Annotated in this window: 13 protein-coding genes; 7 read left to right on the plus strand and 6 right to left on the minus strand. The window is 66.5% G+C overall.

Features of this window, described 5'->3' with window-relative positions; genetic code table 11:
• Together argS and radC are read right to left on the minus strand one after the other, a co-directional pair.
• Positions 1-1,413: arginine--tRNA ligase (gene argS / locus ACTHLF_RS19385; protein ID WP_440329578.1), on the minus strand; the 1,413-nt coding region annotated here is incomplete at its 3' end.
• Between the two features lie 449 nt (positions 1,414-1,862).
• Complete coding sequence (gene radC / locus ACTHLF_RS19390) at positions 1,863-2,600, minus strand: RadC family protein (RefSeq protein WP_440329580.1); 738 nt, start codon at positions 2,598-2,600, stop codon at positions 1,863-1,865.
• 151 nt (positions 2,601-2,751) lie between these two features.
• On the opposite strand from radC, the gene coaBC reads away from it, so the two are divergent.
• Genes coaBC through ACTHLF_RS19405 form a run of 3 tightly spaced genes read left to right on the plus strand, consistent with a single transcriptional unit; the run spans position 2,752 to position 6,803 of the window.
• The gene (coaBC, locus tag ACTHLF_RS19395) at positions 2,752-3,963 is read left to right on the plus strand and encodes a bifunctional phosphopantothenoylcysteine decarboxylase/phosphopantothenate--cysteine ligase CoaBC (protein WP_440329582.1); all 1,212 of its coding nucleotides are present in this window, start codon (positions 2,752-2,754) and stop codon (positions 3,961-3,963) included.
• Positions 3,960-4,415, plus strand: a complete 456-nt coding sequence (dut, locus tag ACTHLF_RS19400) for a dUTP diphosphatase (RefSeq protein WP_440329584.1) — start codon at positions 3,960-3,962, stop codon at positions 4,413-4,415. Before coaBC ends, dut begins: the two co-directional genes overlap by 4 nt.
• A 24-nt stretch (positions 4,416-4,439) precedes the next feature.
• A complete protein-coding gene (locus ACTHLF_RS19405; RefSeq protein WP_440329586.1) occupies positions 4,440-6,803 on the plus strand; it encodes a phosphomannomutase/phosphoglucomutase in 2,364 nt (787 codons plus the stop codon).
• 19 nt (positions 6,804-6,822) lie between these two features.
• Here ACTHLF_RS19405 and ACTHLF_RS19410 read toward each other — a convergent pair whose 3' ends face one another.
• Both ACTHLF_RS19410 and pyrE read right to left on the minus strand, forming a co-directional pair.
• Complete coding sequence (locus ACTHLF_RS19410; protein WP_440329587.1) at positions 6,823-7,473, minus strand: DUF4124 domain-containing protein; 651 nt, start codon at positions 7,471-7,473, stop codon at positions 6,823-6,825.
• A 102-nt stretch (positions 7,474-7,575) separates the two neighbouring features.
• Positions 7,576-8,223, minus strand: coding sequence for an orotate phosphoribosyltransferase (pyrE, locus tag ACTHLF_RS19415; RefSeq protein WP_440329589.1), 648 nt, complete (start codon positions 8,221-8,223; stop codon positions 7,576-7,578).
• A gap of 104 nt (positions 8,224-8,327) precedes the next feature.
• Here pyrE and ACTHLF_RS19420 point away from each other — a divergent pair, with 104 nt between their 5' ends.
• The 3 genes from ACTHLF_RS19420 to ACTHLF_RS19430 all read left to right on the plus strand — a co-directional run bounded on the left by ACTHLF_RS19420 (position 8,328) and on the right by ACTHLF_RS19430 (position 10,767).
• Positions 8,328-9,098, plus strand: coding sequence for an exodeoxyribonuclease III (locus tag ACTHLF_RS19420; protein WP_440329591.1), 771 nt, complete (start codon positions 8,328-8,330; stop codon positions 9,096-9,098).
• A 13-nt stretch (positions 9,099-9,111) separates the two neighbouring features.
• Positions 9,112-10,383, plus strand: a complete 1,272-nt coding sequence (locus ACTHLF_RS19425; protein WP_440329593.1) for an AmpG family muropeptide MFS transporter — start codon at positions 9,112-9,114, stop codon at positions 10,381-10,383.
• A 69-nt stretch (positions 10,384-10,452) separates the two neighbouring features.
• Positions 10,453-10,767 (plus strand): hypothetical protein, encoded by a 315-nt coding sequence (locus ACTHLF_RS19430; RefSeq protein WP_440329595.1) that lies wholly within the window; start codon positions 10,453-10,455, stop codon positions 10,765-10,767.
• Positions 10,768-10,779: 12 nt separating this feature from the next.
• Here the strand turns inward: ACTHLF_RS19430 and ACTHLF_RS19435 are convergent, their stop codons facing one another.
• Both ACTHLF_RS19435 and ACTHLF_RS19440 read right to left on the minus strand, forming a co-directional pair.
• Positions 10,780-11,898 (minus strand): anhydro-N-acetylmuramic acid kinase, encoded by a 1,119-nt coding sequence (locus ACTHLF_RS19435; RefSeq protein ID WP_440329597.1) that lies wholly within the window; start codon positions 11,896-11,898, stop codon positions 10,780-10,782.
• A 3-nt stretch (positions 11,899-11,901) separates the two neighbouring features.
• Positions 11,902-13,386, minus strand: a complete 1,485-nt coding sequence (locus ACTHLF_RS19440; protein ID WP_440329599.1) for an OapA family protein — start codon at positions 13,384-13,386, stop codon at positions 11,902-11,904.
• A gap of 192 nt (positions 13,387-13,578) precedes the next feature.
• Here ACTHLF_RS19440 and tyrS point away from each other — a divergent pair, with 192 nt between their 5' ends.
• Positions 13,579-14,784 carry a tyrosine--tRNA ligase gene (gene tyrS, locus ACTHLF_RS19445; RefSeq protein ID WP_440329600.1) on the plus strand — a complete coding sequence of 402 codons (1,206 nt, stop codon included), beginning with the start codon at positions 13,579-13,581 and terminating at the stop codon, positions 14,782-14,784.
• The last annotated feature ends 350 nt before the right edge of the window (positions 14,785-15,134 follow it).

The following is a 15,134-nucleotide window of genomic DNA, read 5'->3' on the forward strand; positions in this document are numbered from 1 at the left end:
GAGCTCGGCCAGGCCCTGGGTCAGGTCCACGCTGAAGCCTTTCTCGCCGGCCTGGCGCAGCACCGAGCACACCCGCGCGTGGGCGTACTGGATGTAGTACACCGGGTTGTCGTTAGTCTGCGAGCGGGCCAGGTCGATATCGAAGACCAGCTGCGAATCCGCCTTGCGCGCGATCAGGAAGTAGCGGGTCGCATCGCGGCCCACTTCGTCGATCAGGTCGCGCAGGGTCACGTACGAACCGGCACGCTTGGAGATCTTCACCTCCTCGCCGCCCTTCATCACGGTGACCATCTGGTGCAGCACGTATTCCGGCCAGTTCTTCGGGATGCCGGCGTCGAGCGCCTGCAGGCCGGCCTTCACGCGGGCGAGCGAACCGTGGTGGTCGCTGCCCAGCTCGGTGATGGCGCGCTCGTAGCCGCGCTGCCACTTGGTGCGGTGGTAGGCGACGTCGGGCAGGAAGTACGTATAGGTGCCGTCGGACTTGCGCATGACGCGGTCCTTGTCGTCACCGAAATCGGTGGAGCGCAGCCACAGCGCGCCGCCTTCCTCATAGGTGTGGCCGTGGGCGACCAGCTCGCGCACGGTCTCGTCCACCTTGCCTTCGCTGTAGAGCGAGGACTCGAGGTAGTAGACATCGAAGCTGACGCCGAAGGCCTTCAGGTCCAGGTCCTGCTCATGGCGCAGGTAGGCGACCGCGAAGCGGCGGACGTCGTCGAGGTTGTCGGCGTCGCCGGTGGCAACGACCACCTCGCCGTCGGCCTCCACGGATTCCTTCGCGAGGAAGGCGCGGGCCACGTCGGCGATGTAGTCGCCGCGGTAGCCGGATTCCGGCCAGCCCGCGTCATCCGGGCCGATGCCCCGGGCCCGGCACTGGGTGGACAGGGCCAGGTTTGCGATCTGCACGCCGGCGTCGTTGTAGTAGAACTCGCGGGCCACCTTGTAACCGGTGGCCTCCAGCAGGCGGCTGATGCTGTCGCCGATGGCCGCCGCGCGGCCGTGGCCGACATGCAGCGGGCCGGTGGGGTTGGCCGAGACGTACTCGACGCCCGCGGAGCGGCCGCCGCCATCGCGGTTGTGGCCGTAGGTGGCGGTTTCCGCCAGGGCGCGCTCGATCTCGGCGTGGAAAGCCGCCGGGGCGAGGAAGAAGTTGATGAAGCCCGGGCCGGCGATCTCGACCTTGCCGACCAGCGGGGAGGCCGGCAGGGCCTCGACCAGATCGGTCGCGATGTCGCGCGGCTTACGGCCGGCGGCCTTGGCCATCATCATCGCCGCGTTGGTCGCGAAATCGCCGTGCTCGCGGCTGCGCGTACGCTCGATGACGAACACCGGGGCGACGAAATCGGACGGCAGCTTGCCGGACTCCCGCAGCGCGCCGATGGCCTGCAGGACGAGTTGTTTGAGCTCTTGTTTCACGGGCTTCGCGACACGGAGATGGAACCGGTAATCCTAGCAGAAAGGGCTCCGCGGGCCGGGCGCGGGGTCCGCGGTATGCGTCCGGGCAGCCTGTGGATAACTCTGTGGGCAATAGCGCGAGGGTAGGCCCCGCAAGGGTCTTCGCGATTCGTGACATCGATGCGTAACAAGCTAAACCCCATCGAATCATGCAGTTATATGCCTGACCTGCGCCGGGACAACAGCTGTGACCGCCAACCGAAAAAAAGCGCCGATGTGCATAAGTCGAATAATGCAAGCCCGCCATCCGCGCGAAAGCGGCACGTCACGGCGTTGTCATTGGCCGCTGTCACACTTTTCTTCGTGCCCGGTGTCTCCCCGGCCCATGGCACGACGGGTTATCGAAGCCCCTCCCTCGACAGGTGACCCATGACGGCGCGAGCGGCACTCGCGCCGTCATTTTTTTGCGCCTAGATAAGGCCCCGGTTGGCCATCGAGACCGGGACCCCAGCCCCGACCACCACGTGGTCCAGCAGGCGCACATCCAGCAAATCCAGGGCATCGCGCATCGCGACGGTCAGTTCGCGGTCCTCGGCGCTGGGCGTAGCGTCGCCCGAAGGGTGGTTATGGACCAGGATGACGCCGCAGGCGTGGTTGCGCAGGCACGCCCGGATCAGTTCCCTTGGATAGAGGGGGGCTTCGTTGATCGTGCCGTTGGACAGGATCTCAAAGCAGATCACCCGGTTGCGGTTGTCCAGGAATATGCAGCCGATGACCTCGTGCCTGAGGTGGGCCAGCTGGACCTTGAGGAAAGCGAACGCATCTTCGATGCAGCTGATGGAGGGGAGCGCGACCATGCCCTCGCCGAGCGAGCGCCGCGCGAGTTCGAGTGCGGCGATGAGCCGGGCCCGTTTGACGGGCCCAACCCCGGGCACGTGCGGCAGCTCGGCCACGCCGGCCAGCAGCTTGCCGACACTGCCGGCGTGGGCGAGCAGCGCCCGGCCGGTGGAGACGGCATCGGCACCAGGGATGCCATTGCCGAGGAGTACGGCCACGAGTTCGGCATCGGACAAGGCAGGGGCGCCCTGCAGCAGCAGGCGTTCGCGGGGGCGTTCGCGCACGGGCCAGGCACGGATCGGCTGGGACGAGGCGTTATCGGACGCCGAAGCGTCCCGGGCGGGCTTTGGGTTGGGGCGGCGGCGGGGCATCGGGTGCTTCCATGACGGGCCCTCCAAATTACGGTCGGGCGTGGGCGCCTGGCGATGGAAGCATTCTGAAAAACGCTGAATCCGCGGCCGCGGGGTTGTGTGGGTGAAATCCGTTAAGCTAACCCGTCCCGTCGCTACGCCAAGTTCCGCCATGATTCTTCGCCAGCGTCGCATCCTGATCGGCGTCACGGGTGGCATCGCCGCCTACAAGATCTGTGAGCTTGTCCGGCGCCTGCGCGATCTTGAGGCGGAGGTGCGCATCGTGATGACCGAGGGCGCCACCCACTTCGTCACCCCGACCACGTTCCAGGCGCTTTCGGGCCAGCCCGTGCGCGTGAGCCTGTGGGATGAGGCGGGCGAAGCGGCCATGGGCCATATCGAACTGGCGAAGTGGGCCGAGCGGGTGCTGGTCGCCCCGGCCAGCGCGGATACGATCGCGCGCCTCGCCCATGGCTTCGCCAACGACCTGCTCTCCACGGTGGTGCTGGCCACCGCCGCGCCGGTTTACGTCGCGCCCGCGATGAACCAGCAGATGTGGGCGAACCTGGCCGTGCAGGCCAACGTCGGCACGTTGCGCGTCCGTGGCGTGCAGGTGCTTGGGCCCGCGGATGGCGACCAGGCCTGCGGCGATATCGGGTCGGGCCGCATGCTCGAGCCGCACGAACTGCGCGACATTCTCGTGGCCTCGTTCGGCGAGCAGCCCCTCCGCGGCCGGCGCGTCGTCGTCAGCGCCGGGCCGACCTATGAAGACATCGACCCGGTGCGCTTCATCGGCAACCGCAGCTCGGGCCGGATGGGCTTTGCCGTGGCAGCCGCTGCCCGCGAGGCGGGTGCCGAGGTGACCCTGGTCGCCGGCCCCGTGTCGCTGCCGACCCCACACGGCGTGCAGCGGATCGACGTGCGAAGCGCGCGGCAGATGCACGAGGCCGTGCTCAAGGCCAGCGACGGCGCGGATATTTACGTGGGCGCGGCGGCCGTGGGCGATTACCGTCCAGCGGATGTCGCCGACCACAAGCTGAAGAAGGCGGGCGGTGAACCGCTACGCCTGGAGCTGGCCGAAAACCCCGACATCATCGGCACGCTGGCGGCCCAGCCCAGGCATCCCTTCCTCGTCGGTTTCGCGGCGGAAACCCGCGATGTGGCGACGTACGCGCGCGACAAGCTGGCCCGCAAGGGCCTCGACATGATCGCGGCCAATGAAGTGGGTGGCGGTCGCGGCTTCGAAGTCGCCGACAACGCCTTGCACCTGTACTGGGCCGGCGGTGATGCCGCGCTGCCCCGGGCCGCGAAGACCGAGCTTGCGCGGCAGCTGGTGGCCCGCATCGCCGAACGATTCCTCGCAAACCATGGATCCCAGTCTTGATCGATATTGAACTGAAGGTGCTCGACGCCCGGCTGGGCGACAGCATCCCCCTGCCGGAACCGGCGACCGACGGCAGCGCGGGCATGGACCTGCGCGCCGCCGTGGAAGCGCCGATCACCCTGAAGCCGGGCGAAAGCGTGCTGGTGCCGACGGGCATGGCCATCCATATTGGCGACCCGGCCTGGTGCGCCCTTATCGTCCCGCGTTCCGGCCTCGGCCATAAGCAGGGCCTGGTCATGGGTAATCTGGTGGGCGTGATCGATGCGGACTACCAGGGACCGCTGATGATTTCGGCATGGAATCGCGGAACTGCCGATTTAACCATCGCGCCGGGGGACCGGATTGCGCAATTATTGCTCGTGCCGGTCGGGCGGGCGCGCCTGCGCGTCGTCGACGGCTTTGCACCGTCACGCCGCGGCGAGGGCGGGTTTGGTTCCACCGGCGTCAACTGATACTCCGGAAGGGTAAGGGGCGACATGGCTCGGATAGCGGGAGGGGTGGGGCGGGGGCCTCGCGTCGATGGTCGGCGGTTGCTCACGCTGGTGGGTGCCACCGTGCTCATCGTCGGGGGCGCGTTCTGTGCCTGGCAGGCATGGCTGATCGCCGATGAGGAAAACGCGGCGGCTGAGGTGCGTTCGGCCCAGGCCGAGGCCGTGCGCGAGCTTTCTGGCGAGTACGCGAACCTGCGCAAGCAGTTCCAGGTGGCGCTGGCCGACCCGACCGTACTGGCCGGCATCGACGACCATGCCGCCGCTGCGGCGCGCCTGCACAGCCTGCTGCCCACGACCCTTGTGGTCGAAGTCTTCAGCCCGGGCATGGACGAAGTGGTCCGCGCCAACTACCGCGAGTTTGGCTACGCCAAGGCTGCACAGCTCATGGCCGCGCTGGGTGCCACCGAGTCACCGTCGGCGAGCACCCAGTCCGCGGATGGGAAGCGCCGGCTCAGCATCGTCGAACCGGTCCAGGCCGGTGGTGCCGTGCGCGCATGGGTCTGGTTGGAATATCCGTTCGACGGCATGGCTACGCGGTTCTCAAGCATCTCCCCGCATGCCGGCCGGCTGGAACTGCGCCAGGGTGACGGGCCGGATAGCCTCAGCCTGATCTCCCATGGCAGCCGGAGTGGAGACGTGGGGCCAACGGGGCAGCGCATCGCTGGCACGGCGCTTTACGTGTTTGCCGCGATGCCGCGGGCGTTCATCATCATCCCGCATTCCGAAGTGCTGGCCGCATTGCTCGCACTCATCGGGCTAGGCGGGGGCGCCTTCCTGCTGTGGGCGCGCAGCCGCCCGGCACCGGTCGTCGAGGCGCCGCAGGAGGAAGAGGACATCCTGGTGGCGGACGTACAGCGCAAGCCGCGCCTTCCGCCTTCACCTGCCGCCGGCGACACCGGCGCGGAGCGGGCGATGCCCGCCTCCCGTGTCGCGCCGGCACCTGGCCCCGCGGCAGCGCCTGTGGTTGTCGACCCGGCGATCTTCCGTGCCTACGACATCCGCGGCGTGGTCGGGAGCACCCTGACGGCCGATGTCGCACGGCAGATCGGCCAGGCGATCGGCGCGGTCATGCTCGAGCGCGACCTGCGCGAGATCGTGGTTGGGCGCGACGGGCGGCTCTCTGGCCCCGAGCTTTCGGCGGCCCTCAGCGAGGGCCTGCGTGACGCCGGCATCGACGTGGTGGACCTTGGCGTGGTTCCTACGCCGCTGGTTTATTTCGCTTGTTTCCAGCTCGGCACGGGTTGTGGCGTAGCGGTCACCGGTAGCCACAACCCGCCGGACCACAACGGCTTCAAGGTCGTGATCGGTGGCGAGACCCTGGCGGAAGACGCCATCGCCGACCTCTACCGCCGGATCAGCGCTGGCGGCTTGCCGACAGGCGGCCACGGCAGCTGGCGTGAGCAGTCGGTCGCGGATGCTTACGTCAACCGCGTGGCTGATGATGTTTCCACCCAGCGCCGCCTGAAAGTCGTGGTGGACGCAGGCAACGGCGCGGCCGGTGAAGTGGCGCCGCGCGTGCTCGAGGAGATCGGCTGCGAGGTGGTGCCGCTGTACTGCGACATCGACGGCCGCTTCCCCAACCATCACCCCGACCCGTCCGATCCGCACAACCTGGGCGACCTGATCGCCGCGGTGCATACGATCGGCGCGGACCTGGGTATCGCGTTCGATGGCGATGGCGACCGCCTCGGCGTCGTGACGCCGGGTGGCGAGATCATCTTCCCTGATCGACTGCTGATGCTCTACGCGCAGGATGTGCTGGCGCGTAACCCGGGCGCCACGGTGATCTATGACGTGAAGTGCACGGGCCACCTCCGCCGCGTGATCCAGGACGCCGCGGGCGTGCCCATGATGTGGCGCACCGGTCATTCGCTGATCAAGGCGAAGATGCGGGAAACGGGCGCGGCCCTGGCGGGCGAGATGAGCGGCCATTTCTTCTTCGCCGACAACAACCGCTGGTACGGTTTCGACGACGGGGTTTACGCGGCAGCGCGCCTGCTGGAGATCCTCGCCGGTGATATCGAGGAGCGCGCGCCGAGCGAGATCTTCGATGCCCTGCCCAAGAGCGTCTCCACGCCGGAGATCCGCTTGCCGCTACCCGAGGGTGTGCCCGCACGTTTCATGGAAGCGTTCCGCGCGAAGGCGGTGTTCGAGGACGCACGCCTCACCACGCTGGATGGCGTGCGTGCCGACTGGCCCGATGGCTGGGGCCTTGTCCGTGCATCCAATACCTCGCCTGCGCTGGTGTTCCGCTTCGACGCGGATAGCACCAGGGCACTCGAGCGGGTGAAGCAGGCGTTCCGGCAGCAACTGCACGCCGTGGAAGCGAAGCTGCCGCTGCCATTCTGAGGCGGGGAGCGGCGGCCGATCAGCCGCCGTTCGGGTTGGCCGCGCGGAGCTGGCGATAGCGCTGGATTTCCGCGGCCATATTGGTCTTCGCCGTGGCTTCCGCGGCCTGCTGGCGCTGAAGCGTGGCGCGCAGGCTGGCAACGGTATTGCGTTGCTCACCGATGCGGGTCGTCAGGTACGGCGGCACCGGCTGCTTCGCGCGCTCCAGGTCGCCCGCGCGCGTCAGCAGGTCGGCCAGGGTCTTTTCCTGGCCCTGCAGGTTCAGCTGCGTGGTCCTCACGGCCTGCTGGTAGTTATCCACCTGCGATTGCTGTGCGGCCGTGAACGCCTGTTCCGTCGGGTAGGCGCTAAGCATCTGCGCGTCATCGCGCTTGCGCTGGTCGATGATCGCCTGGGCGGCCGCCTGCTGGTCGGCGAGCTTTTTCGCAGCGGCGCGCTCGTCCGGGGTCAGCTGGCGATTGACGTGCTGGACGACCATGCCCCGGCTGTTGACTACGTCGTAGCCCGCCTTCATCGCTTCGGAGGTCAGGCTGTCGCTGAAGTACGACTGGCCGGACGCATCTTTCCAGCGGTAGCGGTAGCCGTTGTTGTTCCTGTCATTCTGGGCATCGGCGGCCGAGCTGGCCATGACCAGCACCGCTCCCGCCAGGATGTAACGCACTGCTCGCATCGGTATCCCCTCCTGTCGGGGGAGTATAGCCAGCAGCGCCCCTCGTTCGGCGCATGATCGGCAACCGCGTCACGCCGCGGCGTGACGCGGTCGTGGGTTTGCTCAGCCCTTCACGCCGTATTCCGCGCGGTAGGCGAGCAGGCGGTCGTGCTCGCTGGCCAGTTCAGGGCGCTCGCCGGCGTACGTGAGCACATCGGCAAGGCTGGCGATGGCGATCACCGGGATGCCGAATTGCGCCGCCACTTCCTGGGCAGCGGAGAGCTCGCCCTGGCCACGCTCCTGGCGGTCGAGGGCAATCAGCACGCCGGCGGGTTCCGCGCCCTGGGCACGGATGAGTTCCAGCGACTCGCGCACGGCGGTGCCGGCGGTCATCACGTCATCGACGATCAGCACGCGGCCCTTCAGCGGTGCGCCCACCAGGGTGCCGCCCTCGCCATGGTCCTTGGCTTCCTTGCGGTTGTAGGCCCACGGCACGTCCCGGTCCTGCGTATCGGCCAGCGCGATGGCGGTGGCGGCCGCCAGGGCGATGCCCTTGTAGGCCGGGCCGAACAGCATGTCGAAGGCAACCCCGGAGCGGATGGCCGCCGCCGCATACGAGCGGCCCAGCCGCGCGAGTGCGGCACCGGAATCGATTCGGCCCATGTTGAAGAAGTAAGGGCTCGTGCGGCCGGACTTCAGGGTGAACTCGCCGAAGCGGAGGACATCGCGGGCGAGCGTGAGCTCGATGAATTCGCGCTGGTAATCGTGCACGGCCGTGGGTTCCCGTTGTAAGCAAAGGCGGCCATGGTACCGCGCGCCGCCCGGGCACGCCCCGGTTGCTATCATGGGCGTCTCGCTTATCGATCCGAGGCCCCATGCGCATCATCTCCCTGAACGCCAATGGCATCCGCTCCGCCGCCACCAAGGGCGTGTTCGAGTGGCTTCGCAAGCAGGATGCCGACGTGGTCTGCCTGCAGGAAACCAAGGCGCAGGAAGCGCAGCTGACCGACCCGATGTTCCGCCCCGACGGGCACCACTGCTTCTACCACGATGCGCGGAGCAAGAAGGGTTACAGCGGGGTCGCCATCTATTCGAAGCGCGAGCCGGATGAAATCCGCACCTCGCTGGGCCGCGAGGATTTCGATTGCGAAGGCCGCTATATCGAGGCGCGCTACGGCAACCTGAGCGTCGTGTCGTTCTATATCCCCTCGGGCTCCTCCGGCGACGAACGGCAGCAATACAAGTTCCGGATCATGGAGTGGCTGACTCCGATCTTCCGCGAGTGGGCCGCGAGCGGCCGCGAGTACGTGCTGTGCGGCGACTGTAACATCGTCCACACGAAGGACGACATCAAGAACTGGAGCTCCAACCAGAAGAACTCCGGCTGCCTGCCCGAGGAGCGCGCGTGGCTGGACCTCCTGTTCAAGGAGATCGGCTGGGTGGACAGCTTCCGTGCGATCAAGCCCGATGCGGTGGAATACACCTGGTGGAGCAACCGCGGCCAGGCGCGCGCGAACAACGTGGGTTGGCGCATCGATTACCAGATCGTCACGCCGGGCCTGCGCGACCGCCTGCGCGATTGCTCGATTTATCGAGACGAGCGCTTCTCGGACCATGCGCCGTTCACGGTCGACTATGCCGACTGAGTCGGAGCGGCCCGTGGGGAAAGCCCGGCCATCGATCTGGAAGGCCTTCACGCAGCCTTCGGCATGGACCATGGCGTTCCTCGGGTTCTCCTCTGGCCTGCCGTTCCTGCTGGTGGCGGGTACGCTGGCCTACTGGCTGAAAGAGAACGGCATCGTCCTGAAAGACATCACGATGATCGCCAGCGCGGGTATGACCTACGCGTTCAAGTTCGTCTGGGCGCCGCTGCTCGATCACTGGCAGTTGCCGCTGTTTCGGCGACTCGGCCTGCGCCGTGGCTGGCTGCTTTTCTCGCAGCTTTGTGTCACGGCGGGCCTGGTGGCCATGGCCGTGCTGACGCCTTCAAGCCTCCCGCTGTTCGTCACCGCCACCCTTGTCGTGGCGTTCTTTGGTGCCACGCAGGACATCGCGGTCGATGCGTACCGCATCGAGATCGCGCCGGTGGAATCACAGGGCGCGCTCGTTGCTACGTATGCGCTGGGGTATCGCATCGGCCTGCTCACTGCCGGCGCGCTGGCGCTGATCATGGCCGACCACGCGCCCTGGCCCGCCGTGTACCTGACCATGGCGGCGACGATGGTGATCCCCGTCGCCACGACCCTGTTGGCGCCCGAGCCGGAAGTCGTGCGCGCGACGCCGCGCGGCTGGGCGGCCGCCATGCGCGAAAGCCTCGTCGAGCCCTTCGCGGACTTCTTCCGACGTTACGGCTGGGCCCTGGCGCTCACGACCATGGCCTTCCTGCTCCTGTTCAAGATCCCCGAGCAAGCGACCATCGGTGGCGTGATGAGCCCGTTCTACCGCGACATGGGCTTCGAGAAAACGCAGATCGCCACGGTGACGAAGATCTGGGGCATCTGGATTGGGATCGCCGGCACCTTTTTCGGCGGCGCACTCGTGGCACGCTGGGGCGCATGGCGCCCCCTGGGCGCCGCGATCGTGATCTGCGGGGCCAGCAACCTCCTTTACCTGTTCCTGATCCAGCACCCGGGGGACATCGTGGTGCTGACGCTGGTGATCTCGGCCGAGAACTTCACCCTGGGGATGCTGGGCCCGCCGACCGTGGCGTTCCTCTCGTCGCTGGTGAACAAGCAGCACACGGCCACGCAGTACGCGTTGCTGAGTTCGATGGTAAACCTGCCGGGCAAGGTGCTCGGCTTTTTCGCCGGGGGCATCGCCATGGCACTGGGCTACCAGATGTTCTTCATCATCACGGTGCTCTCGCTCTTGCCCGCGATGATCCTGTTTGCCTGTTTGTGGCCGCGCTGGCGGGATAGACCGCACGGCTGATATGCGCCCCCGCCCCGAATCTGTGTAAGATCCGCGGCACAGGGGGCATGCGCGAAGGAGGTTACGCACGTGCCGGATATCGTGGTGCGACATATCGACGAGCAGATGGCCGAGCGGATCAAGCAGCTCGCCCGTGAACGCCGCTGGTCGATCAACGAAGTAATACTGCACGCGTTGCGGTACGGGCTCGGCTTGAGTCCGGGCGACGTGTTCAACGAGCTGTTGCTCGAACCCGGCGATATCGCGCACCTCACGGGCGCGTGGGACGCCGACGAGCAGCATGCCTTCCAGGAAGCGCTCGCGGCACTGACGCAGGCGTCGCCCGCCTCATTGACCGAGGCCGCAAAATCCTACGAGCGTGGCGCCACCGAAGAACTACGGTAGCGCGGGTTCCATTCAGGGGGCGGCGTACAGGGCGCCGAGCAATCGCGGGCCCCGTGCGCCCGTTACCGCAGGCAGGTTCCCGGGTTCGCCGCGCAAGCGGCGGAACGCGAGCCAGGCAAAGCCCATCGCTTCCATGAAGTCAGGATCGATGCCGAAGGCGTGGCTCGCGTGCAGCGCCCGGCCTTCGAGCCGACTTTCGAGCGCTTGCATCAGGGCCGCGTTATGTACACCGCCGCCACAGGCCACGACATCGGTGGCGTCGGCCGCATGTAGGCGGATCGCATCGGTGATCGACACCGCGCTCAAAGCCAGTAGCGTCGCCTGCACATCTTCCGGCGTGAGCTCCGCGACGCGCGGATGCGCATCCAGCCAGGCGAGATGGAAATGCTCGCGCCCGGTGCTCTTCGGCGGAGGCAGCAGGAAGTAGGCGTCGTCGAGCAGTTCCGCCAGCAGGTCCGGGTCGACGGTGCCCGCCGCGGCGAATCGCCCATCGCGATCGAACGCTTCACCCTTGTGGCGCAGGCACCACGCGTCCATCAGGCCGTTCGCCGGACCCGTGTCGAACCCGGTGACGTTGCCATCCGGCGTGAGCCGCGTGACGTTGGCGATGCCGCCCAGGTTCAGTACGACGCGCGCGCCGCTATCCGGCCGCAGCACCGTGGCGTGGAACGCGGGAACGAGCGGGGCGCCCTGGCCGCCCGCGGCGACATCCGGGCGGCGGAAATCGGCGATGGTATCGACGCGGGTGCGCTCGGCGATCACGGAGGGGTCGCCGATCTGCAGGGTGAATGGATAGTCGCCATCGGGCCGGTGGCGGATGGTCTGCCCATGCGAGCCAATGGCGCGCACATCGCCCGGGCCGACGCCGGCTTTGGCCATGACGGCCAGGGCGGCGGCTGCGAACGATTGGCCGACCGCGACATCGAGATGGCCATAACCATCAAGATCCAGCCGCTCTTCATCCTGCGCCACGGCAAGGATGCGCCGGCGCAGGTTTTCTTCCCATGGATGCACGAGCCCCGCGACGAGCGCGGGGCGGGTGTCGGTGAAGCGGACCAGCGCGGCATCGATGCCATCCGCGCTGGTACCCGAGATCAGGCCGAGGTACAGGCCGTCGGAAGGATGCGGCACGGGTCAGTCGTCGCTCGCGCCGTTACCGGTCTTCGCGCTGGCCAGCTTGTAGTTGCTGTCGAGCTGGTTCAGGCGGGCGAGCTGCGGGCCGACCACTTCCTTCTTGAACTTCGCCATCTGCGAGGCCGGCAGCGGCTCGGGCTTCGGCAGGGTCACGGTCTGAGGATCGCGCTGCACGTTGTTGACGCGGAATTCGTAGTGCAGGTGCGGGCCGGTGGCGAGGCCGGTCATGCCGACGAAGCCGATGGTGGTGCCCTGGCTGACATGCTGGCCGACGCGCAGGTTGGCGAAGCGCGACATGTGGCCGTACGCGGTGCTGATGGTGCCGTTGTGCTGGATGACCACGAAGTTGCCGTAGCCATTCATCCAGCCGCGGAACTTGACGACGCCATCGCCCGCGGCGTGGATCGGCGTGCCGGTGGGTGCGGCGTAGTCGACGCCCTTGTGCGCACGCATCTTGCCGAGGATCGGGTGCATGCGGCCGGCGCTGAACTGCGAGGAGATGCGGGTGAAGTCGACCGGGATGCGCAGGAACGAACCGGCGAGCGGGCGGCCTTCCTCGCTGAAGTAACCGACCTTGCCGTCGGCGTTCTTGAAGCGGTACGCGGTGTAGCGCTTGCCCTGGTTCACGAACTCGGCGGCGACGATGTCGCCTTCGCGCAGGTAAGCGCCATCGCTGTAGACGTCGTCATAGATGACGGTGAAGCTGTCGCCGACGCGCAGGTCCTGCACGAAGTCGATGTCGTACTTGAAGGCATCGGCGAGCTTCAACACCATCGCGTTGCTCATGCCGGCCTTCGAGGCGGCGCCGAACAGCGAGCTGTCGATCACGCCGTGCGCGATGTGCTCGCGGCGCTGCACGTCACGCACCTGCGTGGTGAGCTTCGCGGCATCGCCATCGAGGCGCAGCGTCGCGATCGTCGCTTCATCCTGGTCGAAGCGCACGCCCTTGAGGACGTGGTCCGCACCGACGAGGAACTGGAATTCCTGGCCCGGCTTGATCTGGTGGAAGACCCGGGTGCCGCCCGCGCCGTCGATGACGTGCTGCAGGTCGGTCATGTTGAGGCCCTGCGCAAGGAAGATGTCGGCGAGCGTCTGGCCGGCTTCCACCTGCACGGTCTGCCATTCTTCCGTCGGGACGAGCGGCTTGATCGAGGCCGGATCCATCTTCGGCACGGCGAGCGACACCACGTTGCGATCGACGGGGATAGCCGCGGTGGCGCTGGCGGTCACGGAGGTGACCTTCGGCGACTTCATCGCGCCGGCCCAGGCCGGAATGACCAGGGCCGAAAGAATGACAAGCAGGAACGCGGTGCCCGCGAGGATCCAGCGCTCGCGCGACCAGCTCAGCGGTTCCGACGACGCGTTGCGACTGAACGACCAGTGCGCCGCACGATTGTCATAGAAGTGGGAGTGGCGCCGCTGCGCCTTGCGACGAATCGCCTGCTTGCGCGCGCTGTGTTGCGCGCCTCGAATCTCATCACCCATTGTCTTTCTTGTATCCGCTCGCCCCGTGTTGTCGCGTACCATAACGGCCTCGTGCAAAAGACGTCAACGCCTTTCACATCAAGGCTTTGCATCGCATGTCGCTGTTAACGCACAATTAACCGCGACGCGTCCTTCACATACATTTGTGAAGTTGCGAAACCCATACATACGTACGTAAAGAAGAGAGCAAGCATGAACGACCTGGAGCAGTCGCTGGCGCTGATCGCGCGCGGAGCCGATCAGATCATCAAGGAGGAAGACCTTGAGGCACGCCTCAAGACCGGGCGCCCGCTGCGTATCAAGGCGGGCTTCGACCCGACCGCGCCCGACCTTCATATCGGCCACACCGTGCTGCTCAACAAGATGCGCCAGTTCCAGGACCTCGGGCACCAGGTCATCTTCCTGATCGGCGACTTCACCGGGATGATCGGCGACCCCACGGGCAAGAACGTCACCCGTAAGCCGCTTACCCGCGAGGATGTGCTGGCCAACGCCGAGACCTACGCCGAGCAGGTCTTCAAGGTGCTGGACAGGGAGAAGACCGAGCTGCGCTTCAATTCCGAGTGGTTCGGCAAGATGGGCGCCGCGGACATGATCCGCCTCGCGGCCCAGCACACCGTGGCCCGCATGCTCGAGCGCGACGATTTCGCCAAGCGCTATAAGAGTGAGCAGCCGATCGCCATCCATGAGTTCCTCTACCCGTTGGTGCAGGGCTACGACTCCGTAGCCCTGGAATGCGACGTCGAGCTTGGCGGTACCGACCAGAAGTTCAACCTGCTCATGGGCCGCGCCCTGCAGGAGCACCACGGCCAGCCGCCGCAGATCGTCCTGACCATGCCGCTGCTCGAGGGGCTGGACGGGGTCAACAAGATGTCCAAGTCGCTGGGCAACTACATAGGTATCAGCGAGCCGGCCATCGATATCGTCACCAAGACGATGAAGATCGGCGACGACCTCATGTGGCGCTGGTTCGAGCTCCTTAGCTTTGATGTCTCCCTGGATGAGCTGGCCCGCATGAAGGCGGACATGGCCGCCGGTACCCTGAACCCGCGTGACGCCAAGCTCCGCCTGGCCCGCGAGCTGGCGACACGCTTCCATGATGCGGCCGCCGCCGAACAGGCCATCGCGGGCTGGAATGCCGTGGTGACGGGGCAGGGCGATACCAGCCTGCTTCCGCTGGATGAGATCGCCGCACCCGCCGAAGGCTTCCGCCTGGCCGCTCTTCTTACGGCTGCGGGCGTCACGCCGAGCAATTCGGAGGCGAACCGCAAGCTCAAGGAGCGCGCTGTACGTATCGATGGCGAGGTAGTGGAAGACGCCGCCCGCGTCTTTACGGCCGGTTTCGAGGGCGTGCTCCAGGTCGGCAAGCGCAACTTCGCCCGTATCCGCCTGATTTAACGGCGCTTTCAAAAAAAGTTCACAAAAGGGGTTGCGGGGCGGTCGAAAACCCGTATTATTCGCCTCCCCGCTGACACGGAACGCGCTTCGCGAACGGTGTCCAAGGTCTTCGGATCTAGCAACCACCTCGAAAAAAAGTTTCACGAGGGTGTTGACAGAAACGGAAAATGATCTAGAATGGGCGGCTCACTCAGGACGAAATGTCCTGAAGCGGAAAACGAAATGTTCCCGCTAAGTGGTTGATCTTTGACAGTGTGCGCAGGTGAATTGTGTGGACGCCTTGCGATGGGTTGACGATGTCAAACCAAATGCAAGTGTCCCACTAGAAAGAAAGCCAGAAATGAGTTTTT

This window comes from Luteibacter sp. (genome assembly GCF_051958795.1).
Taxonomy (GTDB): domain Bacteria; phylum Pseudomonadota; class Gammaproteobacteria; order Xanthomonadales; family Rhodanobacteraceae; genus Luteibacter.

What these genes read in the sequence shown, in the direction of transcription:
- radC (WP_440329580.1), bottom strand. Translation starts at nt 2,600, where the DNA reads ATGCCCCGCCGCCGCCCCAACCCAAAGCCCGCCCGGGACGCTTCGGCG.
- coaBC (WP_440329582.1), top strand. Translation starts at nt 2,752, where the DNA reads ATGATTCTTCGCCAGCGTCGCATCCTGATCGGCGTCACGGGTGGCATC.
- ACTHLF_RS19405 (WP_440329586.1), top strand. Translation starts at nt 4,440, where the DNA reads ATGGCTCGGATAGCGGGAGGGGTGGGGCGGGGGCCTCGCGTCGATGGT.
- ACTHLF_RS19410 (WP_440329587.1), bottom strand. Translation starts at nt 7,473, where the DNA reads ATGCGAGCAGTGCGTTACATCCTGGCGGGAGCGGTGCTGGTCATGGCC.
- ACTHLF_RS19420 (WP_440329591.1), top strand. Translation starts at nt 8,328, where the DNA reads ATGCGCATCATCTCCCTGAACGCCAATGGCATCCGCTCCGCCGCCACC.
- ACTHLF_RS19440 (WP_440329599.1), bottom strand. Translation starts at nt 13,386, where the DNA reads ATGGGTGATGAGATTCGAGGCGCGCAACACAGCGCGCGCAAGCAGGCG.
- tyrS (WP_440329600.1), top strand. Translation starts at nt 13,579, where the DNA reads ATGAACGACCTGGAGCAGTCGCTGGCGCTGATCGCGCGCGGAGCCGAT.